This window comes from Brachybacterium sp. AOP3-A1-3 (assembly GCF_052378285.1).
Taxonomy (GTDB): Bacteria; Actinomycetota; Actinomycetes; order Actinomycetales; family Dermabacteraceae; genus Brachybacterium.
This window is the reverse complement of sequence record NZ_JBQSXM010000009.1, coordinates 35,721-58,693: the sequence shown is the minus strand read 5'-3', so window position 1 is coordinate 58,693 and position 22,973 is coordinate 35,721. Positions and strand designations below refer to the sequence as shown.

Annotated in this window: 25 protein-coding genes; 5 read left to right on the top strand and 20 right to left on the bottom strand. The window is 69.8% G+C overall.

The genetic code is table 11. The annotated features are described in order from the left end of the window. The first annotated feature begins 85 nt into the window (after positions 1-85). Complete coding sequence (locus ACT3T5_RS13070) at positions 86-1,288, top strand: Gfo/Idh/MocA family protein (protein ID WP_444594544.1); 1,203 nt, start codon at positions 86-88, stop codon at positions 1,286-1,288. Between the two features lie 49 nt (positions 1,289-1,337). Continuing rightward, positions 1,338-2,756 (top strand): phosphoglucomutase/phosphomannomutase family protein, encoded by a 1,419-nt coding sequence (locus tag ACT3T5_RS13065; protein WP_193116618.1) that lies wholly within the window; start codon positions 1,338-1,340, stop codon positions 2,754-2,756. Positions 2,757-2,806: 50 nt separating this feature from the next. Here the strand turns inward: ACT3T5_RS13065 and ACT3T5_RS13060 are convergent, their stop codons facing one another. The 8 genes from ACT3T5_RS13060 to rpmB form a co-directional block, all read right to left on the bottom strand. Further along, complete coding sequence (locus tag ACT3T5_RS13060; protein ID WP_444594543.1) at positions 2,807-3,187, bottom strand: NUDIX domain-containing protein; 381 nt, start codon at positions 3,185-3,187, stop codon at positions 2,807-2,809. Continuing rightward, positions 3,184-3,630 carry a MazG nucleotide pyrophosphohydrolase domain-containing protein gene (locus tag ACT3T5_RS13055; protein ID WP_193116620.1) on the bottom strand — a complete coding sequence of 149 codons (447 nt, stop codon included), beginning with the start codon at positions 3,628-3,630 and terminating at the stop codon, positions 3,184-3,186. The genes ACT3T5_RS13060 and ACT3T5_RS13055 overlap by 4 nt, the downstream gene beginning before the upstream one ends. An 82-nt stretch (positions 3,631-3,712) precedes the next feature. Then, entirely contained in the window at positions 3,713-5,311 is a 1,599-nt protein-coding gene (locus ACT3T5_RS13050) for an FAD-dependent monooxygenase (protein ID WP_444594542.1), read from the bottom strand. A 254-nt stretch (positions 5,312-5,565) separates the two neighbouring features. Continuing rightward, on the bottom strand, positions 5,566-5,691 hold the full coding sequence (gene rpmJ, locus ACT3T5_RS13045) for a 50S ribosomal protein L36 (protein WP_193116622.1): 126 nt from the start codon (positions 5,689-5,691) through the stop codon (positions 5,566-5,568). Beyond that, the gene (locus ACT3T5_RS13040; RefSeq protein ID WP_441448185.1) at positions 5,691-6,002 is read right to left on the bottom strand and encodes a type B 50S ribosomal protein L31; all 312 of its coding nucleotides are present in this window, start codon (positions 6,000-6,002) and stop codon (positions 5,691-5,693) included. The genes rpmJ and ACT3T5_RS13040 overlap by 1 nt, the downstream gene beginning before the upstream one ends. 108 nt (positions 6,003-6,110) lie before the next feature. Beyond that, positions 6,111-6,416, bottom strand: a complete 306-nt coding sequence (rpsN, locus tag ACT3T5_RS13035) for a 30S ribosomal protein S14 (RefSeq protein WP_444594541.1) — start codon at positions 6,414-6,416, stop codon at positions 6,111-6,113. After that, a complete protein-coding gene (rpmG, locus tag ACT3T5_RS13030; protein ID WP_193116625.1) occupies positions 6,416-6,583 on the bottom strand; it encodes a 50S ribosomal protein L33 in 168 nt (55 codons plus the stop codon). Before rpmG ends, rpsN begins: the two co-directional genes overlap by 1 nt. A gap of 14 nt (positions 6,584-6,597) precedes the next feature. Then, positions 6,598-6,834, bottom strand: a complete 237-nt coding sequence (gene rpmB / locus ACT3T5_RS13025; RefSeq protein WP_193116626.1) for a 50S ribosomal protein L28 — start codon at positions 6,832-6,834, stop codon at positions 6,598-6,600. A 57-nt stretch (positions 6,835-6,891) separates the two neighbouring features. Here rpmB and ACT3T5_RS13020 point away from each other — a divergent pair, with 57 nt between their 5' ends. Then, positions 6,892-8,013, top strand: a complete 1,122-nt coding sequence (locus ACT3T5_RS13020; RefSeq protein WP_343924659.1) for a CobW family GTP-binding protein — start codon at positions 6,892-6,894, stop codon at positions 8,011-8,013. A 10-nt stretch (positions 8,014-8,023) separates the two neighbouring features. Here ACT3T5_RS13020 and ACT3T5_RS13015 read toward each other — a convergent pair whose 3' ends face one another. The 9 genes from ACT3T5_RS13015 to ACT3T5_RS12975 form a co-directional block, all read right to left on the bottom strand. Beyond that, positions 8,024-8,284 carry a type B 50S ribosomal protein L31 gene (locus ACT3T5_RS13015; RefSeq protein WP_193116628.1) on the bottom strand — a complete coding sequence of 87 codons (261 nt, stop codon included), beginning with the start codon at positions 8,282-8,284 and terminating at the stop codon, positions 8,024-8,026. A 90-nt stretch (positions 8,285-8,374) separates the two neighbouring features. Beyond that, positions 8,375-9,394 carry a PrsW family glutamic-type intramembrane protease gene (locus ACT3T5_RS13010; protein ID WP_444594540.1) on the bottom strand — a complete coding sequence of 340 codons (1,020 nt, stop codon included), beginning with the start codon at positions 9,392-9,394 and terminating at the stop codon, positions 8,375-8,377. A 112-nt stretch (positions 9,395-9,506) separates the two neighbouring features. Continuing rightward, the gene (locus ACT3T5_RS13005; protein ID WP_444594539.1) at positions 9,507-10,463 is read right to left on the bottom strand and encodes a carbohydrate kinase family protein; all 957 of its coding nucleotides are present in this window, start codon (positions 10,461-10,463) and stop codon (positions 9,507-9,509) included. Beyond that, positions 10,460-11,878 carry a GH32 C-terminal domain-containing protein gene (locus tag ACT3T5_RS13000; protein WP_444594538.1) on the bottom strand — a complete coding sequence of 473 codons (1,419 nt, stop codon included), beginning with the start codon at positions 11,876-11,878 and terminating at the stop codon, positions 10,460-10,462. The genes ACT3T5_RS13005 and ACT3T5_RS13000 overlap by 4 nt, the downstream gene beginning before the upstream one ends. 93 nt (positions 11,879-11,971) lie before the next feature. Next, positions 11,972-13,558, bottom strand: a complete 1,587-nt coding sequence (locus tag ACT3T5_RS12995) for an extracellular solute-binding protein (protein WP_193116632.1) — start codon at positions 13,556-13,558, stop codon at positions 11,972-11,974. A gap of 60 nt (positions 13,559-13,618) precedes the next feature. Further along, the gene (locus tag ACT3T5_RS12990; RefSeq protein ID WP_193116633.1) at positions 13,619-14,560 is read right to left on the bottom strand and encodes a carbohydrate ABC transporter permease; all 942 of its coding nucleotides are present in this window, start codon (positions 14,558-14,560) and stop codon (positions 13,619-13,621) included. Continuing rightward, entirely contained in the window at positions 14,560-15,576 is a 1,017-nt protein-coding gene (locus ACT3T5_RS12985; protein WP_444594537.1) for an ABC transporter permease, read from the bottom strand. Before ACT3T5_RS12985 ends, ACT3T5_RS12990 begins: the two co-directional genes overlap by 1 nt. Next, entirely contained in the window at positions 15,573-16,586 is a 1,014-nt protein-coding gene (locus ACT3T5_RS12980; RefSeq protein ID WP_444594536.1) for a LacI family DNA-binding transcriptional regulator, read from the bottom strand. The genes ACT3T5_RS12985 and ACT3T5_RS12980 overlap by 4 nt, the downstream gene beginning before the upstream one ends. 209 nt (positions 16,587-16,795) lie before the next feature. Beyond that, complete coding sequence (locus tag ACT3T5_RS12975) at positions 16,796-17,368, bottom strand: helix-turn-helix domain-containing protein (RefSeq protein ID WP_193116634.1); 573 nt, start codon at positions 17,366-17,368, stop codon at positions 16,796-16,798. Positions 17,369-17,415: 47 nt separating this feature from the next. Here ACT3T5_RS12975 and ACT3T5_RS12970 point away from each other — a divergent pair, with 47 nt between their 5' ends. Then, positions 17,416-18,465, top strand: coding sequence for an NAD(P)/FAD-dependent oxidoreductase (locus ACT3T5_RS12970; protein ID WP_444594535.1), 1,050 nt, complete (start codon positions 17,416-17,418; stop codon positions 18,463-18,465). 189 nt (positions 18,466-18,654) lie between these two features. On the opposite strand, the gene ACT3T5_RS12965 is transcribed toward ACT3T5_RS12970, so the two are convergent. The 3 genes from ACT3T5_RS12965 to ACT3T5_RS12955 all read right to left on the bottom strand — a co-directional run bounded on the left by ACT3T5_RS12965 (position 18,655) and on the right by ACT3T5_RS12955 (position 21,826). Then, positions 18,655-18,969: a type B 50S ribosomal protein L31 gene (locus ACT3T5_RS12965; protein WP_444594534.1), complete on the bottom strand. Its 315-nt coding sequence runs from the start codon at positions 18,967-18,969 to the stop codon at positions 18,655-18,657. A gap of 501 nt (positions 18,970-19,470) precedes the next feature. Beyond that, a complete protein-coding gene (locus ACT3T5_RS12960) occupies positions 19,471-20,742 on the bottom strand; it encodes an MFS transporter (RefSeq protein ID WP_444594533.1) in 1,272 nt (423 codons plus the stop codon). Positions 20,743-20,803: 61 nt separating this feature from the next. Further along, positions 20,804-21,826 (bottom strand): zinc-dependent alcohol dehydrogenase family protein, encoded by a 1,023-nt coding sequence (locus ACT3T5_RS12955; RefSeq protein WP_444594532.1) that lies wholly within the window; start codon positions 21,824-21,826, stop codon positions 20,804-20,806. A 183-nt stretch (positions 21,827-22,009) separates the two neighbouring features. Here ACT3T5_RS12955 and ACT3T5_RS12950 point away from each other — a divergent pair, with 183 nt between their 5' ends. Continuing rightward, positions 22,010-22,969, top strand: coding sequence for a helix-turn-helix domain-containing protein (locus tag ACT3T5_RS12950; RefSeq protein WP_444594531.1), 960 nt, complete (start codon positions 22,010-22,012; stop codon positions 22,967-22,969). Positions 22,970-22,973 lie beyond the last annotated feature (4 nt).

Genomic DNA, 22,973 nt, shown 5'->3' with positions numbered 1-22,973 from the left:
TGGAGCGTTCGCCTCCCGCGCCGACCCTGCTCGGGGGAGGATGGGACGAAGCGCGTCATGCACCTCATCGAAAGTGGTTCCCTTCATGTCTGACCTCAAGATCGGAGTCGTCGGCTTCGGCGCCCGAGGCGGCCTCGCCCGCCACGCCCACCAGCCGGGGGAGGGATCCCGCGTCACGGTCGTGGCCGACCCGACGCCTCGCAGCAAGGACTCGGCCCGCGAGCTGTTCGGGGACGACGTCGCGACCGTCGACGACGTCGACCAGCTGCTCGCGGAGCACGAGGTCGACGCGGTCATGATCCTGACCCCCGACTTCGCCCACGCCGAGGTCGCGCTGAAGACGCTCGCCGCCGGCATCCCCACCTTCTCGGAGAAGCCCATGGCGATCCGGGTCGAGGACACCGACGCGATGCTCGCCCTCGCGATGGAGAAGCGCACGCGCCTGTTCGTCGGCCACAACATGCGCCACATGCCGGTGATCCGGCAGATGAAGGCCATCGTCGACTCTGGGCGCATCGGCCGGGTGCGGGCGATCTGGTGCCGCCACTTCGTGGGCACGGGCGGCGACTTCTACTTCAAGGACTGGCACGCGGACCGCTCCAAGGCGACCTCTCTGCTGCTGCAGAAGGGCGCCCACGACATCGACGTGATCCACTGGCTGGCCGGCGGCTACACGCGCCGCGTCTCCGGCATCGGCGACCTCGCCGTCTACGGAGACGTCACCGATCGCCGCGACAACTCCGACCGTCGCATGTGGGACTGGTACGACGAGGACAACTGGCCGCCCACGGAGCAGAAGGAGCTCAACCCCGTCGTGGACGTCGAGGACATCTCGATGCTGAGCATGACGCTCGACAACGGGGTGCTCGCCTCCTACGAGCAGTGCCACTTCACCCCCGACTACTGGCGCAACTACACCGTCATCGGCGACGCCGGACGGATCGAGAACATGGGAGACGGCAGCGGCGACCAGATCCACATCTGGGAGTCCCGCCGCTCCGGGCCCGGCCGCCCCGACGCGGTCGAGGTCATCGCGCGGGCCGACGGCGGCCACGGTGGCGCCGACCCGAGCCTGGTCGCAGAGTTCCTGCGCTTCGCCCGCGAGGGCGGGATCACCGACGTCTCCGTCATCGCGGCCCGGGAGGCCGTGGCGACCGGCGTCTACGGGGCCGAGTCGATCCGGAACGGCGGCGTCCCCTACGACATCCCGCCCGTCCCCGCCGACGTCGTCGAGTACTTCGACGGCGGCCAGCAGGCTCCCCAGAACACCCGGACAGTCGCGGTCTGAGCGCATCGCGACGACCCCGGAGAACACCGCTACCCCAGGAGGATTTCCCATGATCGAGTTCGGCACCGGCGGCTGGCGCGCCATCATCGGCGACGAGTTCACCCGGGAGAACGTCCGCCTGCTCGCGCAGGGGCTCGCCGACAGGATGCATGACGAGGGAGTGGTCGAGCGCGGAGTCGTGCTCAGCTACGACCGTCGCTTCCTCTCCGATGTCGCCGCCTGGTGGGCGATCGAGGTGCTCGCCGGCAATGACGTGCCGGTCACCGTGATCACCCGCCCGGTCCCCACCCCGATGTGCATGTGGACCGTGAAGCAGAAGGGCAGCGCCTACGGGATCACGGTCACGGCCTCCCACAATCCCGCTCTGTACAACGGCATCAAGGTGTTCACCGAGGGTGGTCGCGATGCCGAGCTCGAGGTCACCGACGAGATCACCGCGCACGTCAGGACCCTGGACCCGGCTGCGGTGCGCTCCCTGGCCCCGCACGAGGTGGCGGACAGCCCGCTGGTCACCCAGCAGAGCTCGATCAACTGGTATCTCGACGCGATCATCGAGCAGCTGGATCTGGACGCCATCCGCCACGCCCACCTCTCGGTGGTGCTGGACCCCATGTTCGGCGTGGCCCAGACCAGCCTGCAGACGATCCTCGTCAGCGCCCGCTGCGAGGTCTCCGTCATCAACGCCCGCCACGATCCGCTGTTCGGCGGCCGCATGCCGTCCCCCGCGGAGGGCTCGCTCTCGCCGCTGCGCCAGGCGGTCCTGGATCAGGGTGCAGACCTCGGCATCGCCACCGACGGCGACGCGGACCGGCTCGGCATCATCGACGACCTCGGGAACTACCTCAGCCCCAACCAGGTGCTCGTGCTGCTGTACGAGTACCTGCTCACCGGCAAGGGGTGGAGCGGGCCCGTGGTCCGCAACCTCTCGACCACGCACCTGCTGGATCGGGTCGCCGCCGCTCATGGCGAGGTCTGCCACGAGGTCCCCGTGGGCTTCAAATGGATCAGCTCGAAGATGGCGGAGACGGACGCCGTCATCGGCGGCGAGTCCTCCGGCGGGCTCACCGTGCGCGGCCACATCCCCGGGAAGGACGGCATCTACGCCGGCAGCCTGCTGGTGGAGATGGTGGCCCGCTCCGGGAAGACGCTCTCGGCGATCTATGCGGACCTCGTGGCGCGCTACGGCGAGCTGGTGATGGAGGAGTCCTCCTACGGCTACACGCCCGCGCGCCGCGACGAGCTGCAGCGACGGATCTTCGAGGAGCACGATCTGCCCGGCTTCGAGCGGGAGATCGACCGGACCTCCTGGGAGGACGGCTGCAAGGTGTACTTCGCCGACGACTCCTGGCTGACCATCCGCTTCTCCGGCACCGAGCCGGTCATCCGGGTGTTCGCCGAGGCGCCGACCGCCGAGGAGGCCAAGGATCTGTCCCGGACGGTCGCCGACCACTACGGGCTGAAGGCCTGACGCCGGCCCGTCAGTGCGCCCGCCGTCCCGTCAGGGAGCCCGCCGTCCCGTCAACGCGCCCTGCGGACGGAGTCCTTGTAGCCCTGCGGCATCGGGGCGGTGAGCACCTCGTCGGCCGTGAACCAGCGCAGATCGGAGTGCTCCTCGCTGACCTGCAGCGACGAGCTGTTGGGGAGGGTCGCGCGGTAGGTGACGATGCAGACCCGTCCCAGCTCGCCGAGGTCGTAGATCCACGAGTCCAGGATCGGGCCGACGTCGACCGCGAGGCCGGCCTCCTCGAGGAGCTCGCGCCGCAGCGTGTCCTGGGGCGAGGCGTCCTCGGGGTCGGGCCGGCCGCCCAGCAGCTCCCATTCCTGACGCGGGTTCCGTCCCAGCAGCACGCGGCCGTCGGCGTCCAGCAGGACGGCTTTGATCGAGACCCCGAGGCTCATGATCCGGCGCCCGTGGTCGCGGCCGGTCCGACGCCGGTGGCCGCGGCCGGTCCGGCACCCGTGGTCGCGGCTGATCCGACGCCGGTGGCCGCGGCCGTTCCCGTCGGCCCCGTGCCCGCCGAATCCCGCGCCGGCACCGCGCGCTCGTACTGGAACCATTTCTCGGTGACTGCCTCGACCGGGTCGATGCCCATCTGCTGCGCATAGACCAGGCACATGCCGAGCACGTCGCCCACCTCGTCGGCCAGCACCTTCCGCTGAGCATCGGCCGCCAGCCCGCGGTCGCGGCTCTGCCCGGTCGCGGTCAGGTGCGCCTGCGCGAGCTCCCCGACCTCCTCGGTGAGCTTGAGCAGCGCCCATTCGCCGGAGCGTTCGATGCCGTAGACCTCCGCGTACTGGGTGGAGAGCTTCTCGATCCGGGCGGCGATGTCGTGGAGGTCCATCCCGGCACCCTATGTGTGGGGTCGTGCGCTCTCGTCCCGGCGCACCGAGGTCGAGCCCGCCGTTCGACGCCGGGCCCACCGGTCATGCGATGACGTCGTAGGCCGCGAGGGCCGCTCGCACCTCATGGACGGCGGAGGAGCCGGCGTGCACCGGGAGCGACGCGGCCACGTAGCCGTCGGGCCGCACGAGATACAGCCGATCCGTGCGGAGCCGGGCCTGGGGGTCCGGGGAGAAGTTCAGCGGTCCATCGACCCAGGTCGGGACGTCGATCGGCCGGCCGGCGTCGGCCCCATAGGTGTGGAGCTGCCAGCTCATCGCGCGCAGGGCCTCGGCGTTCTCCGCGGTCGGGGGAAGGCGCAGGCCGACGGCGGGATCGGTGGCCCACTGCGGCACCGGCGCCTCCGCGGGCACCGGGTGGTAGCGGATCCGGTACTGGCCGAGCAGGCCGCCGACGTAGGGGCCGAGACGCGTGCTGAGCAGCCGCGGCGCGAGCTCGGCCATCACATCCCGGGCCCGTCGGCGCAGGAAGGCCGTGCCGCGGCCGGGTCGGGCGACGAGCCCGAAGGCGCGGTCGGTGGCGGTGATCAGGGTCGTCGCGACGGGTCGACGCTCGCTGTCGTAGCGGTCCAGAGCCGCCTCGGTGCACCGCCCGGAGGTGACGTCGGCCAGCAGGTGCGCGAGGTGGTGGGCATCCTGCAGGCCGGTGTTCATGCCCTGGCCGCCGAGGGGTGAATGCACGTGCCCGGCATCGCCGGCGAGGAAGGCGGCACCCTGCCGGAAGCGCGGGGCGATGCGGTGGTGCACGCGGTAGGTGGAGAACCAGTCGACCCTGTCGTAGTCGATGTCGAGGTCGGCGCGGGCCTCCGCGAGGGCAGATTCCTGCTCGGGATGCTCATCGCCGTGCAGCCAGATCAGCCGCACATGGCCGCCGGGCCCGAGCGGGAACAGGACCGCGAACTTCTCGTCCCCGAAGCGGGCGGCCAGGGACTTGTCGGGCAGCCCGGTGACGCCGTGGAGATCTGCCACGCAGAACGTCGCGTCATCGGTGACACCGTCGAAGGGCAGGCCCAGCTCGTGGCGCACGGTCGAGCTCGCCCCATCGGCGCCGATGCACCAGCGCGCCCGGATCCGCAGCGGCCCGTCCGGGCTGCTGACCAGTGCTTCGACCGGGCTTCCGGAGGGTGCGTCCAGCGACTCCAGCGCATGCCGCCACAGGACCGGACGGCCCTCGTCGGCGAGGACCCGGGCCAGCAGCTCCTCGTTCCGGGACTGCTCGAAGACCTGGACTCCGGGGAACGGAGTCTGACCCTGCTGCATGCGCTCGATGTCGACGCCGCTCGCGCTCGACAGCAGACCGCCCGACGCGCTCTCCGCACGGATCTGCATGCCCTCCGCGGCCACGGCCCCGTCGATCACCTCCTGCGCGAGACCCAGCTGGTCGTAGATCTCCATGCTGCGCGCCTGGACCACGATCGCTCGCGACTCCCGCGTGGGTCCGGCCTTGGCGTCGATCACGAGGGCAGGCACCCCGCGCCGGGATAGGACCAGGGCGGCCATCAGTCCGGTGGGCCCGGCGCCGACGACGAGCACGTCTGTCTCCAGCAGCGGCAGACCCTTCTCCGTCGCTGCAGTCGATGACTGCGACGTGGCCGACTCCGTCGTCGCTGGTGGTGTCGTCATGGGAGGCGCCTTTCCTCGGCACGTCCGGTATGGGCGTGCTTCTACGGTAGTGCGCGGGGTCAAGGGCAGGAAGGGGAGCACAAGATCAGCCCGCCGTCGCTCAGGCGAGAACCTCATCCCGTCCTGACGACAGAGAGCCACCGACCCGTCCTGACGACAGAACGAGCCGTGCGTTCTGTACGGAGAGTGAGGCCTGTCTGCACAGAACGTACGGCTCGATCAAGGGCGCCGGGCATCGGGACCTGCCCGTCGGATCAGCCCTTCTGCCGACCCTTGAACCGGGGGTCCTTCGTGTTGATCACGTAGATCCGGCCGCGGCGACGCACCACCTGGGCGCCGGGCTTGCGGATCAGGGACCGCAGCGAGGAGCGAACCTTCATCAGGCACCCGCAGTCTCTGCGGCACCGGCACCGGCACCGGCATCGTCAGCGGCGGCCGGCTGAGGGGCGGACTTCCCGTAGCGACGACGGAACTTCTCGACCCGGCCTGCGGTGTCGAGCACGGTCGCCTTGCCGGTGTAGAAGGGGTGGGAAGCCGAGGAGACCTCGACGTCGATCACGGGGTACTCCCTGCCGTCCTCCCAGGTCACCCTCTTGTCGGAGGTACGGGTGGAGCGGGTCAGGAACGAGAAGTCGGCGCTCGCGTCGCGGAAGACGACGCTGCGGTACTCGGGATGGATAGCTGTCTTCATGGTCGAGTCCTCTCCGGGTGATCTCTCACCGGAACGTTGTGGTTGGGGTTGTTGTTGTGGCTGGCAGGCGACCGGACGGGCCCGGTTCCTCACCGCGGCGCGTCGTGGTCACCAGCTGGATTTCGTGATGCCGGGCAGCTCACCGCGGTGGGCTGCGGCCCGGAAGTGGACTCTCGAGAGCCCGAAGGTCCGCAGGTAGCCGCGGGGCCTGCCGTCGATCGCGTCGCGGTTGCGCAGGCGGGTGGGGCTGGCGTCCCGTGGTAGACGCTGCAGGGCACGTTGGGCCTGGACCTTCTCGGCGAGGGTCGTCGACGGGTCCTTGATCGCGGCCTTGAGGGCGGCGCGGTGCTCGGCGTGCCGGGCGACGGTCCTCCGTCGGCGCTGGTCAGCGGCGATCTTCGAGGTCTTCGCCATCAGCGCTCCTCGCGGAACTCGACGACGGCGCGAGCGCGCGGATCGAACTTGCGGGCAGAGAGCCGATCCGGGGTGTTCCGGCGGTTCTTGCTGGTCATGTACGTGTAGCCGGTGCCGGCGGTGGAGCGCAGCTTCACGGTGCCGCGCACGTCGTTCTTCCTGGCCATGGGTATGGCTCCTTTCAGATCTTCTCGCCGCGGGAACGGATCTCGGCCACGACGGCCTCGATCCCGCGGCGATCGATGGTGCGCAGGCCGCGTACGGAGACTCGGAGCCTCACGGTGCGGCCCAGGGACGGGACGTAGAACCGCTTGCGCTGGATGTTGGGGTCGAACCGGCGCGAGGTGCGTCGATGCGAGTGGGAGATGGACTTCCCGAAGCTCGGTGCGGCTCCGGTGACTTGACAGTGCTGGGACATGCTCAGCGATACTATTAATGAGAATCGTTATCGTCAAGTAAGGAAGGTGGTGTCGGCATGACCGACGTCCACGGGTTCGATCAGTTTCAACGACCGCGGGGTGATGGGCATTCCCTGCCTGTCGCCGTGGTCACGGCCATCGATCCGGTGCTCCGGGATGCGCTGGTCGCGAGCCTGCTGCTCGACGGCCAGGGCGTGGTCGAGCTCCGCTACGAGGTGGATGCGGCCTCTGCCGCACTGCGCCGCCTGATCCTGCGGGCCGACGGTGTGATCGAGGACGAGGTCATCCACCTCGAGCACCCGTGCGTCTCCTGCGCCATGCGCGAGGACGCCGTGCCGACCCTGGCCCGTCTCGCGGGGGATCCCCGGTGCGCCGGTGTGCTGCTCGCACCTCCCCTCAGCGCCGATCCCACGGTCGTGGTGGGAACTCTGCAGCCCCATCAGGACCGCTGGCATCTCGCAGGTGCCGCTGCGGTGCTCTCCTCCGACTCCGCACTGGATGATCTGCTCGGGGACGCCACGCTCGCCGAGCGCGGCGTGCAATGGGCCGACGGGGACCAGCGAAGCGTCGGCGAGGCGCTCGCCGCGCAGATCGAATACTCCGACCTGCTCGTCGTGGACGGAGATCCTCGCTCGGAGGGCGCTGAGCTGCTGGAGCATCTGCGTGCCCCGGATCAGATCCTCGCAGCCGGGCCGCACGAGGTCGGGCTCGACCAGGTTCTCGGAGGGCACCTCGATCATCTCGTCGGCCTGCGCCGACGCGACATGCGATACGTCGAGCCCTACGGCGGCCTGACCGCGCACGGCACCTGGACGCTCGACCTCACCTCCCGGCGACCGTTCCATCCGCAGCGCCTGCTCGAGAACATCGAGGACCTGGGATCCGGGAAGCTGCGCAGCCGGGGTCGGTTCTGGGTCCCTGACCGGCCCGACAGCATCTGCCAATGGGACGGCGCCGGCGGTCAGGTCTCCGTCGGCGCCGTGTGGAAGGCGGGTCTCGAGCTGCCCACGACGCGCCTGGTGGTCACCGGCGTCGACCCGGCCGATCGGGAGCGGGTGCGCGGGGCCTTCGGGCGCAGCCTGCTCACGGCGGACGAGTGGTCCGACGGTCTTGCCCCGTGGCTCGGCGCCGAGGATCACCTTGCGCCGTGGTTGGGGGCCCGGGACGCGACCGTCTGACCGGACGCGGTCAGGCGGTCAGGACCCCGGTGCGGCCGTAGCGGCGACGGAACTGCTCGATCCGGCCCGCGGCGTCGCGCACGGCGGCGCGGCCGGTGTGGAAGGGGTGCGAGGCGGAGGAGATCTCGATGTCGATCACCGGGTACTCCTTGCCGTCCTCCCAGGTCACCGTGGTGGACGACGTACGGGTGGAGTTGGTGAGGAACGAGTGGTGGGCGCTCGCGTCACGGAAGACGACGGGGCGGTACTCGGGGTGGATGTTCTTCTTCATGGTGTTCTCCTCGCCTGCTGGCGGACGCGGCCTGGTGGGGTGCGGTGCCGGTCGACCGACGCTCGTGCCGAGAGCCGTTGACGTGAATTTTCAACGAGGGGAGGGGATGGTGTATTCCCCGCCAGTCGAACGGGTTCCGGCGGCCACCTTCCCGGCGGGCGGAAGGGCCCGCCGCACGAAGGCGCGATGGGCGAGGATCGTGAGCGTCAGCAGGGCGCCGACGCTGATCACACCGATCAGGATGTGGAGGATCCCGCTGGTGGTCGCATCCCAGGCGGTGTGCATCACGATCGCGCCGACGTAGGCGACGGCCAGGGCGAGCACGCCGCGCAGCTTGTGGGAGGTCTCCACCAGGAACCACAGGGCCGCGCAGATCGCGCCGGTCCAGGCCACGTGCCCGGCCGGCACGAGGATGCCGCGGAGGATCAGGGTCGAGTCGAGCGCGCCGAGTCCGCCGCTCCTGGACAGCAGGGCGTTGAACCCGTAGCCCATGGTCTCCAGGACCGCGAACCCGGTGCCGGCCGCGATGCCGATCACGACGCCCCCGCCCCGGGTGCTGCGATGGGCCAGGCCCAGCACGATCAACGGGACCACGAGCTTCGCGGTCTCCTCGATCACGCCGACCAGCAGGATCGAGGCCTTGCCCAGGAGCAGGCCGGCGATGGTCTCCTCCAGGCCGGCGGCGCAGATCCCGAACAGCCCGCCCAGCGCGACCGTCACCAGGACGGTGCGGGTGGGCACGAGCGGGCCCACCCGGCTGGACTGCGCGAACAGCAGGACCGTGAGGGGGATGGTCGCGGCGCCGACCAGCAGCACGGTGGGCAGCATCGTGGGGTTCCGGGTCAGCAGCATGATCACGAACGTCGCCACATACGCGATGATCCCGGCCACCAGCGCGAGGATCCACGCGAAGCGCAGGTACCAGGGGTAGCGGGCGGTGCCCGCGGTGCCTGACGATGGAGCCGCGGTCAGCGACGGGGCCGGTCCGGGGTGCGGACCCGACGATGCCTGCGGCATCCGCGGGGGAACCGACGGTGCCTGCGGTGTCGGCGGGGGACCGGATGGCGCGACGGTCGGGGCCTGCGGGGGGATGGCTGGCTGCTCGCTCATCAGACGATCCTTCCTGGAGCGGGATCGGACCCGCCCACCCGAGGTGCGGCGTCGTCGAAGCGGCGGCGTCGCTCTCAGTATGCGCCCCGGCCGCGGGCGGACGGGGCGATCATCAGGAAGCGTTCTGCGTCTGCGTCTGCGTCTGCGTCTGCGTCTGCGTTCGCGTCCGCAGCTCGGCGAGGTGCGGGGGCTGGGCGCCGTGACGCCCCACGGTGAGCGCGGCGCTGCGGAGCGCGATGCGGGCCCAGCCCTCGACCGTCCGCCGGCGCAGGTCACCGGTGCGCACGGACTCGTCGCCGTCCTTCGAGAGCACGGCGTACAGCAGCCCGGACATGAAGGCGTCGCCTGCACCGATCGTGTCCACCATCGTCGTCGGCTCGGCCGGCATCCGGCCAGACCACTCGGCGGTGCTGAGGAAGCATCCGCACGCACCGAGGGTGACCACGAACAGCCGCACCCCGGCCCCGTGCATCCTCGCCGCGACCTCGCCCGGCGACGCGCCCGGGTACAGCCACTCGAGGTCCTCGTCGCTCATCTTGACCAAGTGGGCGTGGCCGATGGCGACCTCGAACCGTGCCAGCGCCTCGTCCCGGGAAAGGCCGAGGGACGGCCGGATGTTGGGGTCGAGGGAGACGAGCGTGGAGGGGGTGGCCGCGGAGAGTGCGGCCGAGACCTCGGACGCACCGGGCTCCAGAACCATCGCCAGCGACCCCGTATGAAGCACCCGCACCTCACCGACGCTGATCGGGCCCGGGTCCCAGTCGATGTCGAAGGAGTAGATCGCCGCACCGTCGGGGCCGATCCGGGCCACGGCTGTGGAGGTGCGATCGGGCCCGGCCGAGATGGCTGGTACCAGGCCGACGCCCGCCTGCTCGAGATGGCTGCGCAGCTCGTCCCCGTAGGCGTCCGGCCCGATCCGGCACAGCAGATCGGTCGCCACCCCGAGCCGCGCGAGCCCCACGGCGATGTTGGCCGGACTGCCGCCCGGACGCGCCTCCTCGGCGCCGTCGGCCCCGATCACCACGTCGGTGAGCGCTTCGCCGACGACCAGCACGGTCAGGTCGCTCATGCCGAGCGCTCGACCAGCACGGCGACGGTATCGGCAGCGGGGAAGATCTGCTGGGAGACCATGGCGCGGCCGCCATCGAGCTCGAGGTCCACGCAGGAGCGGTCCACGACCAGGTCGAAGGCGACGCCCTCGGCTCCTGCCAGGGGGCTGTAGGGCAGTGACCGGGAATGGTCGGGAGCGAAGGGCTCGAGGTGCGCGCGGCTGCGGTCCAGGACCACGTGCCCCTCCGGGTCCAGGCCCAGCACGAGCTCGCGCTGCGCCGGTCCGGCACCAAACCGGAGCACGATCCGTCGTGCCCCCTGCGGGGAGAGGGTTCCTCGCAGAAGGAAGGGCTCGTCCGCGTCCAGCTGGACGGGCTCCCCGTCGACCGCGGCGTCGAGATCCACGGATCGCAGACCCCCCGGGACGATCGCGTGCTGGACCACGTGGAGCGTCCCGTCCGCGGCCGGCTCCACGTGGAGGGTCCGCGGCAGCGTCATCGCCGAGCGCCACGGCGCGGTCGGAGTCTGCTCCGCATAGGCCCAGTTGTTCATCCAGCCCAGCAGCACCGGATCGCCGTCCACGCCCGAGAAGGACACCGTCGCGTAGCAGTCCTGCCCCAGGTCCAGGGGGACCGGCGACGCGTCGCTCGTGAAGCGGGTCCCGTCGAAGTCGCCGATCAGCGCGTAGGTGCCGGATCCACCGGCCGGTCCACCGGGGTTGGTGCTGATCACCAGGACCCATGCCTCCTGCCCGGGGGCCCGGTCAGTTCCCGGGACCTGCACCCGCAGGAGATCCGGACACTCCCAGATGCCGCCGTCGAGCCCCGGGTGCGTGACGGTCGAGGCAGGCTCCCAGGACAGCAGGTCGGTGGATGTGTGGAGATGAACGGCGTGGTCCAGGGCCTCGACCGTGACCATCACCCAGCGGCCGCTCTCGGGATGGAAGAACACCTTCGGGTCCCGGAAGTTCTCCGAATCTCGTGTGAGCACGGGGTTCTCGGCGTAGAAGTCCCAGGTCGTGCCGCCGTCGAAGGAGAAGGCGATCGACTGCGCCTGGATGCCGGGAGCCGTCGCATGCTCCGGCGTGTACGCGCTCGTGTAGAAGGCCACGAGCGGACCGTCCTCGCCCGGCGCCCCCAGGCCGGAGGTGTTCGCGGCGTCATGGACGATGCTCCCGGAGAAGATCATCTCCGTCTCGGAGCAGAGGAGTGCGACCGGCAGGTGGGTCCAGGTCGCGAGGTCATCGGAGACCGCGTGGCCCCAGGACATGTTCCCCCAGGTGCTGCCGAAGGGGTTGTTCTGGAAGAACGCATGCCAGACGCCGTCGTGGTGGATGAGCCCGTTGGGATCGTTCATCCAGGTGGCCTCGGGGGTCAGATGGAACTGCGGGCGATGCTGATCGGTGCGCTGGCGGGACGGGGAGGTGATGGTCATGGTCTCTCAGTCGATTGTCGTGGGGCCGGCTGGGGACACCGCGTCCAGAGCGGAGCGTGGTGGTGAGCCGTCTGGGTGATCGGGTGTTCGAGGTCAGGTGTTCGAGGTGAAACGGTCGTAGGCAGTCTGGTAGACCTCGACGACCTCGGGAAGGCCGATGCTCTCCAGCTGGGCGACGTAGCCTTCCCACTGGTCCTCGATGCCTCCCTTCACGATCCAGGTGGCGATCTTCTCGGTGACCAGGGTGTTGATGTCCGTCTCGATGGTGCTGATCCGGTTCAACTCGTCCACCGAGAGCATGACCGGTGGGTACTTCTCGTTGGCGCGATGGGGCTCATAGTGCTCGGCGATCTGGGCCTGGCGCTCGGCGGCCCGGGGCTCCGCGAGCACGACCGTCTCGAAGTCCTTCGCGGTGATGATCTTCGGGCCGCCGGGGGCGACCTTCACCCGACGCTCCTGCTCGGTCTCGCCCTCGCCCACGGGGATCTGCTCGAGCAGTCCGTCGTCGTTGATCTCCTGCGAGATGCCGATCGGGCCCCAGTTGGCCTGGGCGCTCATGACCGGGTCGAAGAGCATGTCCGCCCAGCGCAGGGTGGCGGCGGCGTACTCGTTGGTGCGGCTGATCGCGAAGGCGCCGCGGTTGATCTCCTGGTTGTTGGCGACGCTGGCCCGCTGGACGCCGTCGGGGCCGGGGAAGATCGGCACGATCGCGTACTGGTCCGCGCGCTCGGGGCCGACCACTTCCGGGATCTCCCAGAAGTAGAACGATCCCAGGGTCTGCGGATCCGCCTTGCCCTTGGAGACGAACTTGACGTAGTCCTGGGAGAACGACTCCTGGTCGATGAGTCCTTCCTCGTACCAGGTGTGGAGCTCGGCGATCGCGTCGCGGAAGCCCTCGGTGTTCGCGGTGTAGATGACCTTGCCGTCCTGGACGATGCGGTGATCGGGGTTGTCGGGCTGCCCGCCGATCGCCGCGATCAGGTCCGCGATGTCGCTGACCTCGAGGAAGGACAGGGGAAGGACGCCACCGGGCACATTCTCCTTGAAGGCCAGCAGAACCTGGTGGTACTCCTCTACCGTCGTGGGCATCTCCAGGTCGAACTCCTCGAGCCAGTCCGTGTTGAGGAACAGCATGCGAGGGAACTCGACCAGGCCCATCTCCTCGACGGAGGGCAGGGTGTAGATGTGCCCGTCGGATGCCGTGATGGCGGCCTTGATGTCCGGTCGCTCCGCGAGGATCCCCGCCAGGGTGGGGGCGTTCTCCTCGATCAGGTCCTCCAGGGCGATCAGGGTGCCGTTGGCCCCGTACTTGGCGACCTCGGCATCGGAGAGCCCGGTGTTGAACAGGGCGTCGGGAAGCTCGCCGCTGGCCAGCAACAGGTTCTTCTTCTCCCCCCAGACCTCGTCGGGCTCGTTGTTCCAGGTGATCTCGATGCCGGAATCGTCTTTCCAGGTCTTGACCAGCTCCATCGTCTCGAAGTCCGGGGCCAGCGCGGACTTCGCGCCGCCGAAGGCGAGGGTCAGCTCCTCGGTCACGATCGGCACGCCGGAGTCAGTCATGCCGACGTCGGAGGAGAGATCCTCGGTGGTGCGCTCCGAGGGTCGGGAGCAGCCCGAGACCCCGAGCATCGTGACGCCGAGAGCGGTGGCGGACAGGGTGAAATGACGGCGAGAAAGCATGGCGGTACTCCTTCGTAACGGTGATGCAGTGAGGGGGTGATGCAGGGAGGGGATGCGGGGTCAGCTCTTCAGAGCGCCGAGCGTGGCGCCCTTGATGAAGTGGCGCTGCAGGAAGGGGAAGGCGATCAGGAGCGGGATCGTGGAGACGACGATCATCGAGTACTTGAGCAGCTCGCCCATCTTCTGGGCGGCGGCCGTGCTGTCCATGGAGGCCATGTCCATCCCGGAGGCCGAGGCCTGGGACTGGATGAGCACATTTCGCAGGATGAGCTGCAGCGGATACTTCGATTCGTCGTTGAGGTAGATCATCGCGTCGAAGAACGCATTCCAGTTCGCGACGAGATGGATCATCACCATCAGCACGATGAGCGGCTTGGACAGCGGGATCGCGATGCCGAAGAAGAAACGGAAGTCGGAGGCACCGTCGAGCTGGGCGGCCTCTCGCAGCTCTGGGGAGAGGTTCTGCTGGAGGAACGTGCGGGCGATGATCAGGTTCCAGACCCCGACTGCGCCGGGCAGTACGACCGCCCACATGGTGTTGAGCATGCCGAGCTCCTTCACCACGAGGTAGCGGGCGATCATGCCGCCGTCGAAGAACATCGTGATGACGAACAGGATCATGAAGAGGTTGCGTCCGGGCATGTCCTTCCTGCTTAGGGCGTAGGCGCCGGTGAGGATCATGGTCACGCTGAGCGCGGTGCCCACCACCGTGTACAGCACGGAGTTCGCGAACCCGCGCACGATGGTCGAGGTCCCGAAGATGGTCAGGTAGCCGTCGAACGTGATCCCCCGGGGGAAGAGGACGACCTTGCCCTGCTGGACGAGGCTCGGGTCGGAGATCGACGCGATCACGATGAAGTAGAGCGGATAGACGATCAGCACGATCGCCACGGCGATCAGGCCGTAGGTGACCACGCCGAACAGAGGATCTGCCATGCGGCGGTGGAAGGGCTCCCTGCGCGGGGAGTTCTTCGCGGGGGACAGGGTGCTCGACATGTTCATCACCACAGGCTCGATTGGTTGGCCTTCTTCGCGACCCAGTTGAAGGTCAGGAGAAGCAGGAGGTTGAGGACGGAGTTGAAGAGCCCGATGGCTGCTGAGTAGCTGAACTGGGCGTTCTGCAGGCCGGTCTTGTACACGTAGGTGTTGATGACCTCGGAGGTGGGGAGATTGAGGTCCGTCTGCATCAGATAGACCTTCTCGAACCCGAGGTTGAAGATGTTCCCCACGGCGAGGATGAACAGGATCGTGATGACGGGAAGGATCCCGGGGATGTCGATGTGCCGGATCCGCTGGAAACGATTCGCGCCGTCCATCCGGGCCGCCTCGTGCAGCGACGGATCGATGGCCGTCAGCGCCGCGAGGTAGATGATCATCGAGAAGCCGGCGTTCTGCCAGATGTCCGAGCCGATGTAGAGGGGCCGGAACCACTCAGGCGTCCCCATGAAGAAGATCGGTTCGCCGCCCAGCAGGGAGATCGCGTGGTTCACCATGCCGGAGCTGGGGGAGAACAGCAGGTGGATCATGCCCACGATGACCACGACGGAGATGAAGGACGGCGCGTAGAGGATCGTCTGCGTCATCCGCTTGAACCGCTCGCTGGGCAGCTGGTTCACGATGAGGGCGAGGATGATCGGGACCGGGAACGCCACCAGCAGGCCGACGGTGTTGATCGTCAGCGTGTTGGCGACCAGCCGTTCGAACTGGAACGAGGTCACGAAGGCGACGAAGTGGTCCAACCCCACCCAAGGGCTCCAGAAGAACCCGTCGACCGGGTTGTAGTCGCGGAACGCGATCTGGGCCCCGTACATCGGCCAGTACTTGAAGACGACGAGGTAGATGAGCGCCGGGGCGAGTAATACGTATAACTGCCAGGCCTGAAAAATGCGGGTCGGGAGGTGCTTTCTGGCGCGCGGAGGCGGAGGCCCGGGCGATGCTCCCAGAGGTGGAGCGCCGGGGTCGGAATCGGTCGGCGACGTGGTTCCGACATCGGTGGCGGTGAGCGAGTGCGACATCATCGTCCTTTCGGCGGGGCAACGGACTTGCGGTGGATGACCGGGCAGTGGACCAGGTGGACGTCCGCCGGCGCAGAGGGGTCGAGCGCCAGGGCGGCGGCCTTGTCGCCCATCTCGGCGAAGGGGAGGTGGACGGTGGTCAGCGCCGGATGGAAGAAGTCGCGCAGCAGATCCTGGTCGTCGAAGCCGACGACGGAGACGTCGCCGGGGACGTGGAGGCTCAGCTCGGCCAGTGCCTGATAGGCGCCGAGGGCGCTGCGGTCGTTGCCGCAGAAGATTGCGGTGGGCGGCGCCGGCAGGGCCATCAGGTGGCGGACGGCCTCGAAGCCGGAGCGCTGGATGCCCTCACCCTGGTAGACCAGTTCCGGGTCCACCTCGATGCCCACCTCGAGCAGTGCCCGCTCGTATCCCTCACGTCGACCTCGGGCTGCAGGCAGCGTGTCGTGGATGTTGACCATGGCGATGCGGGTGTGGCCGGCGTCGAGAAGGCTGCGGGTGGCCTCGTAGCCTCCCGTGACCTCGTCGGGGATGACGCTGGGAGCTCGACCGTCGAGATCGCGAGCGTTCAGGCAGACGACGTGGGTGTCGAGGGCGGCGGCCGGGACCGTCACTTCACGGTGGTACATCGCGGTGTAGATGATTCCGCGGACCCGATGGGACAGCATCGTCTCGATCGCCGCGCGCTCGAGATCGTCGTCACCGCCGGTATCGACGGTCATCAGCGTGTGCTGATCCTGCCAGGCGCGGTCCTGCGCGCCCTTGATCATCATGCCGGAGAACGGTGACGTGGCGACCTCGTCGCCAACCAGCCCGATGATCTCCGTGACGCCCGTTTTCAGGCTCTTGGCCTGCAGGTTCGTGCGGTATCCGAGTTTCGCGGCGGCATCTCGGACGCGCTGGGCCGTGGTCTCGGAGGCCCGACCGGCGGACGATCCGCTGAGCACGAGGGACACGACGGCCTGCGATACGCCGGCGGCGGCGGCGACGTCATGCATGGTGGGGCGCTGTGCCATGGCCCCTCCTCGGGGTCGGATGCGGATGTGAACTCGGTGCGGTTCGTCGTGCGTCGGTTCGTCGTGCGTCGGTTGCGTCGGCCAGTTCGGCTGCGTCCGCGCAGCGGCGCCAGTGTGATCCGCTGGACGTTATTCGTATGACGAGGATCCTGCACTGCGAACTTCGCGCGTGTCAAGAGCGACGGCGAGTGGGGCCTCTCTGCCCGCTGTCAGCCCGCGTCGTCGTCGCCCTCGCGGTGCTCGCGTCGGGCGGCGCGGTCCACCATCATCAGCACGTCGACGGGCCCGCCCTCGGCGCCGAAGGCGTGGGGGAGCATCGTGTCGAACTCGGCGCTCTGGTTCGCCTCGATCCGATAGCGCCGATCGCCCAGCAGCAGGGTGAGCGTTCCGGAGAGCACCACGAGCCATTCCTGGCCAGGGTGGGCTCGCGCCCGATCCGTGGCGGGCGGCGGCCCGGTCACGCGGCGGCGCAGGATGGTGGTGCCGGGGGAGCGACGCACCGACCAGTGCAGGGAGTCCAGGCCGCGGTCCATCATCGCGTTCGAGACGACCTCGTCCTCCTGGACCTCGACCAGCTCGTCCAAGCTCGTGTCGAGGCCGCGTGCGAGGAGCACCAGCTGGTCCAGGGCGAGGCGTCGCTGGCCGTTCTCGATCCGCGAGAGGGTCGAGGGGCTGAGGTGTGCGCGCTCTGCGAGGTCCCCGAGCGACAGGCCCTGGGCGAGACGCAGGGCACGCAGGCGTTGGCGCACGAGGCTGTCGACATCTCTGATTCCTTGCGTCATGCGCAAAAGACTATGCATGTGCGGCAACGCTGTCTAGCGTCGGGAGCATGACGTCACCACTTACCGCCGCTCCCGTTTCCCTGTCCGACTCGTCCGTGCCCGACGCCCTCGACGCCCTCGACGCCCTCGACGACCTCGTGGATGTCGTCGTGATCGGCGGTGGCGCCGCCGGTCTCAACGGCGCGCTCATGCTGGTCCGCTCCCTCCGCTCGGTGGTGGTGATCGACAGCGGAGACCCTCGCAATGCCCCGGCCGAGGGCATCCACGGCCTGCTCGGCAACGAGGGCACCCCGCCTGCCGAGTACCTCGAGCGCGGGCGCGGGGAGGTGCGCCGGTACGGCGGCATCATCGTGCCCGGCGAGGTCATCTCCGCGCGGGCCGCGGAGCCGTCGGCCGACGGGGACCTGCGCTTCACCGTCGATCTCGCGGACGGTCGCCGGCTCACGGCCCGCCGCCTGCTGGTCGCGACCGGGCTGCGTGATGAGCTGCCCGAGATCCCGGGCCTCGCCCGGCACTGGGGGCACGGGCTCGTCCACTGCCCCTTCTGCCACGGTTATGAGGTGCGCGGCGAAGCCATCGGCATCATCGCGACCCGCCCGGCATCCCTCCACCAGGCGCTCATGTTCCGTCAGCTGAGCGAGGACATCACCGTCTTCGTCCACGGGTTCGAGCTCGACGAGGACTCCCGGGAGCGCTGCGCCGCCCGGGGCATCTCCGTCATCGAGACCGGGATCGAGGAGATCGTCGCCTCCGAGAACGGCTCCGTCGCGGGGGTGCGGCTGGTCGGCGGGGAGGTCGTGCCGCGCACCGTGCTCGTCGCCGCGACCGTGATGCACCCGCGGCTGGAGGGCCTGGACGCGCTGGGTCTTGCCGTCGAGGAGGTGCCCGGCGGGATGGGCGAGAAGATCTCCAGCGGCTTCGCCGGAGCCACCGAGGTGCCCGGGGTCTGGGTGGCCGGCAACGTCACCGATCCCAGCGCCCAGGTGGGGCCGTCGGCCGCGGCCGGGTCGCTCGCCGGGGGACACATCAACGGCATGCTGGTCATGGCCGATGCCGAGGCGGCGGTGGCGGCGCACCGGGAACGCTCCGCCGCCTGACCGCCTGACCGCCTGACCGCCTGACCGCCTGGCCGCTCACCCCCGGCACCGCTGTCGGGACATCGGGGAACGACGATCGAGCCGTGCACCACCTGCCTTCAGACCGTGGTCTGAGCAGGGAGTGCACGGCTCGAGATGATCGGCCGCTGCCGATGCGTGGCAGATGCCGGGTCTGCGCCGGCTGCGAGGTCAGCCGCGGGCGGCGGCGCTCTTCGAGCGGCGACGGCGGGCGCGACCGGAGCGGCCGGCAGAACCGGCCGTGCCGGTGCGGCGATGGCCGGCCAGATGGGCCGCGGAGGACAGGTCCACCTCGATGACGGGGTAGACGTTGCCGTCCTCCCAGGTGGTCGAGAGGTCCGTCGGGCGATCCGAGCTGGTCAGGTAGCGCACACCGGCGCTCTGGTCGCGGAACACGACGGTGCGGGTGCCGGAGTGCTGCGAGGCGCTGGGGGCGGTCGGGGCCGCCGGGGTGGTCGGACTGTACGTGGTGCTGAGGGTCGTCATGGTGTTCTCCTTCGGCGCCAGCGGAAGGCTGACGCATGCGACGTCGACCGGAGCCGACGCAATGATGTGGGTGCTGGATTCTCACCAGCGAGGTGTCGTGTCACCGGGATGCCTGCCCTGGTGGGCGGCGGCCCGGAAGCGCACGTGCGGCAGGCCTGAACTCTGCGGTTCCCCGCAAGGTCGGGCCGGAGGCTGCACGGTCGCGCGGTGTGGAAAGGTCGCGCGCATCGCTTCGGTGGCAGCAGCTGTTGAGCCGGGAGTTACTCGTCCATGAGGCGCTCAGATCGGTGTTCGGTCACCGGTCTTCGCCGCGGACTCCAGCTGTCCACCACCGCTACAGTCTCCTACAACGGGACGGTCCGCAAGTTTATTCCCGCCGGATGTGAGCAGAGCTCGCCTCCGTCCGACAGGGACCATGGCGAGCAGCGGTCGTGCAGCCGATGATTCCTGGGCGGTCGAGGAGTCCCGTGCGACCGAGGGACTCCGCACGGGCGGGGGAGGTCAGCGTGCGAGCTGCGTACCCCGCTCACGGAGGATCAGCAGGCCCAGAGGGATCAGCACCAGGGCCGCGCCGACGGCGCCGACCAGCAGTGGCCCGCGCGTGCCGAGACCCGAGCTCAGGCTGGCCCCGGCGATGCCGGTGCCGATCGCCGTGCCCAGGTTGAAGATCGAGGTGGGCATCGCCGTGGCCAAGGTCGAGGCCTCTCCGCCGTAACGGTTGGCCAGACCCACCAGCACCGGATTCGCGGACAGGCCGACGAGCCCGAGCAGCACGAACAGCACGAGCACTGCGGCCGGCACCGCGGCGACCTGGAACAGGGCAAGGGCGACCACGAGGGTCGCGATGCTCGTGACCAGCGGGGTGGCCAGGGGCCGGGTGTCGCCCATCCTGCCGCCGAGCACCGAGCCGATCAGCGCGGCGATGCCGAAGCCCATGAGAGCCGCAGGGACCCAGGACTGCGGGAGGCCGGCGCCGTCGGTGAGGATCGGGGAGATGAAGCTGTAGATCGACAGCACGCCGCCTGTGACCATTGCGCAGGTGGCGAGCACGAGCCAGAGCTTCCCGGAACGCAGGGAGGCGAGTTCGGCCCGGATCGAGGGGGCGGGCGAGGGCCCGTCGGCCGTCGTGGTCCCCGGCACGCTGCGCGCGACCGCCACGGAAAGGACTGCAGCCAGCAGCGCGAGCGCCCAGAAGGTGCCCCGCCAGCCGATGACCTGGCCCGCGAAGGCGCCGAGCGGCACGCCGAGGACATTGGCGAGCATGCCCCCGCCCAGCACGATCCCCAGGGCTCGTGAGCTGGCCCGGGGACCGGCGGCGTTCACGGCGGCGACCGAGGCCACGGCCCAGAACGCTCCGGTGGCGATCGCCGTGAGCACGCGGGTGCCCAGCAGCACCGCGTAGTCGGGGGTGAGGGCGCCGATGGCGTGGCCGACGGCGAAGACCAGCAGCGCCGCGGTGAGGGTGACCCGGTGCGGTACACGCAGCGTCGCGAGCGCCATCGTCGGGGCCCCGACGATCATGCCGATCGCGAAGACCGTGATCGCGAGGCCCGCGGCCGCGATGCTCACGGAGAAGTCGGCCGCGACGGCGGGCAGCAGCCCGGCGACCACGAACTCGGTGGTCCCCATGAGGAAGGTGCCTGCGGTGAGCACGTAGGTGACGGCCGGGAGCTTCGCGGGAGCGGGAGCGAGTGCGTGCGGGGACGCGGTGCTGGACGCAGCGTCCGGGGAGGGCGCCGGCGAGGGGGCTGCTGGCGGGATCGTGGCGGTCATGGGCCCTTCTCGGGGTGGGGTGTGGGGTCGAGGTGGTGATGCTGGTCCCCGGCGGGCGGGGTTAGAGGGTCAGCAGCACCTTGGTGGCGCGGCGCTCGTCCATGGCGCGGTAGCCCTCGGCGGCGTCGGCCAGGGGCAGGGTCAGGTCGAAGACCTTCCCCGGGTCGATCGTCCGGTCCCAGATGAGCTGGATCAGCTCGGGCAGGTAGCGGCGCACCGGAGCAGGGCCGCCGTGGAGGTGGACGGCGGAGAAGAACAGCTCGTCACCGGGGATCTGCACGTCGTGCGAGACGCCCACGAAGCCCACGGATCCGCCGGGGCGGGTGGAGCGGATCGCCTGCATCATCGACTCCTGGCTGCCGACGGCCTCGATCGTGGAGTGCGCGCCGAGCCCGCCGGTGAGCTCGTTCAGACGCGCCACGCCCTCGTCGCCCCGTTCCTCGATGATGTCGGTGGCTCCGTACTCGCGGGCCAGCGCCTGCCGGTCGGCGTGGCGGCTGACGACGATGATGCGCTCGGCGCCCATCTGCTGCGCGGCCAGCACGCCCATCAGGCCCACGGCGCCGTCGCCCACCACGGCGACGATCCTCCCGGGACCGGCCTGGGCGGCGTCGGCCGCGAACCAGCCCGTGCCGAGCACGTCGGAGGCGGCGAGCAGCGAGGGGATGAGCGCGGCGTCCGGCTGGCCGGGCGTCGCGACGAGGGTGCCGTCGGCGAAGGGGATCCGGGCCCTCTCGGCCTGGGTGCCGATCGCGCCGTCCACGAACACCGCGTTCACGCAGCGGGACTGGTGGCCCGCGCGGCAGATCTCGCAGGTGCCGCAGGAGATCACGAAGGAGCCGACGACGAAGTCCCCGACCTCCAGGGTCTCGACGGCGGAACCGACCTCGTCGACGACGCCCACGTACTCGTGGCCCATGTGCTGGTGGTCGGGCTGGTCGGCGCCGCGGTAGGGCCACAGGTCCGAGCCGCAGATGCAGGTGGCGGTGAGGCGGATGATCGCGTCCGTCGGATCGATGATCCGAGGGTCCTCGCGCTCCTCGACGCGGACGTCGCCGGGGGCATGCATGATGACTGCGCGCATGGGGTGCTCCTTCGTGCTGGGTCGTTCCCGTCCGATCAGGTCCGGTCCGGGGACCGGGATCGCTCGGGTGATGACCCCATTCCACGACCTGCACGCGGCCTGGGGGAGTCCCTGCCGAGGGGTGTACCGGCAGGGGACCTCTCCGGCCGGGCGGCGCGGCTCGCGGAGTCCTATGGTGGCGGCATGGACAATCGAGCCGAGGTTCGCGAATTCCTCATGTCGCGCCGTGCGAAGGTGACGCCGCAGGCGGCGGGGCTGCCCGCGGGCGGCGGGTCCCGTCGGGTGCCGGGGCTGCGTCGCAGCGAGGCCGCGATGCTCGCCGGGGTGAGCGTCGAGTACTACGCCAAGCTCGAGCGCGGGGCGATCGCCGGGGCGTCGGCCTCCGTGCTGGATGCGGTCGCCACGGCCCTGCAGCTCGACGAGACGGAGCGCATCCACCTGCTGGATCTGGCCCGCGCGGCGGACGGCATCCCGACGTCGGGCCGGCCCCGTCGGCGCAGCGCCGCGACCCCCGCTCCGGTGCGCCCCGCCCTGCAGTGGGCGCTGGACTCCCTGACCGACGGCGTCGCCTTCGTGCGCGATCAGTACCAGAACCTGCTGGCGACCAACGAGCTGGGCCGCGCCTTCTACTCGCCGCTGGTCGGTGACGGCACGGCGGGACGGATCCCCAACCTCGCCCGCTTCCAGTTCCTCGATCCGGCCTCGAAGGACTTCTATCCCGAGTGGGAGCGGTTCGCGCAGATGTGCGTGGGGAGCATGCGCGTCGAAGCCGGGAAGGACCCGCACGGCGCGACGCTCCAGGACCTGGTGGGTGAGCTGTCCACGTGCAGTGACACCTTCCGCCGGCTGTGGGGTGCGCACGACGTGCACACCCACGGGTCCGGGACGAAGCGCTTCGAGCATCCGGTGGTCGGCGAGCTGACCGTCGCCGACGAGGAGCTCGCGCTCACGGCGGAGCCGGGTCGCGCGATGATCGTCTACTCCGCCGAGCCGGGCTCGCAGTCCGAGGAGCGGATGAGGCTGCTCGCGAGCTGGGCGGCGACCCGCCGCGCCGAGCAGCAGCCGGACCGACATGCCGGGCAGCAGCCGGAACGAGATGCCGGGCGGCAGCCGGACCGACATGCCGGGCAGCAGGCCGGATGAGAGC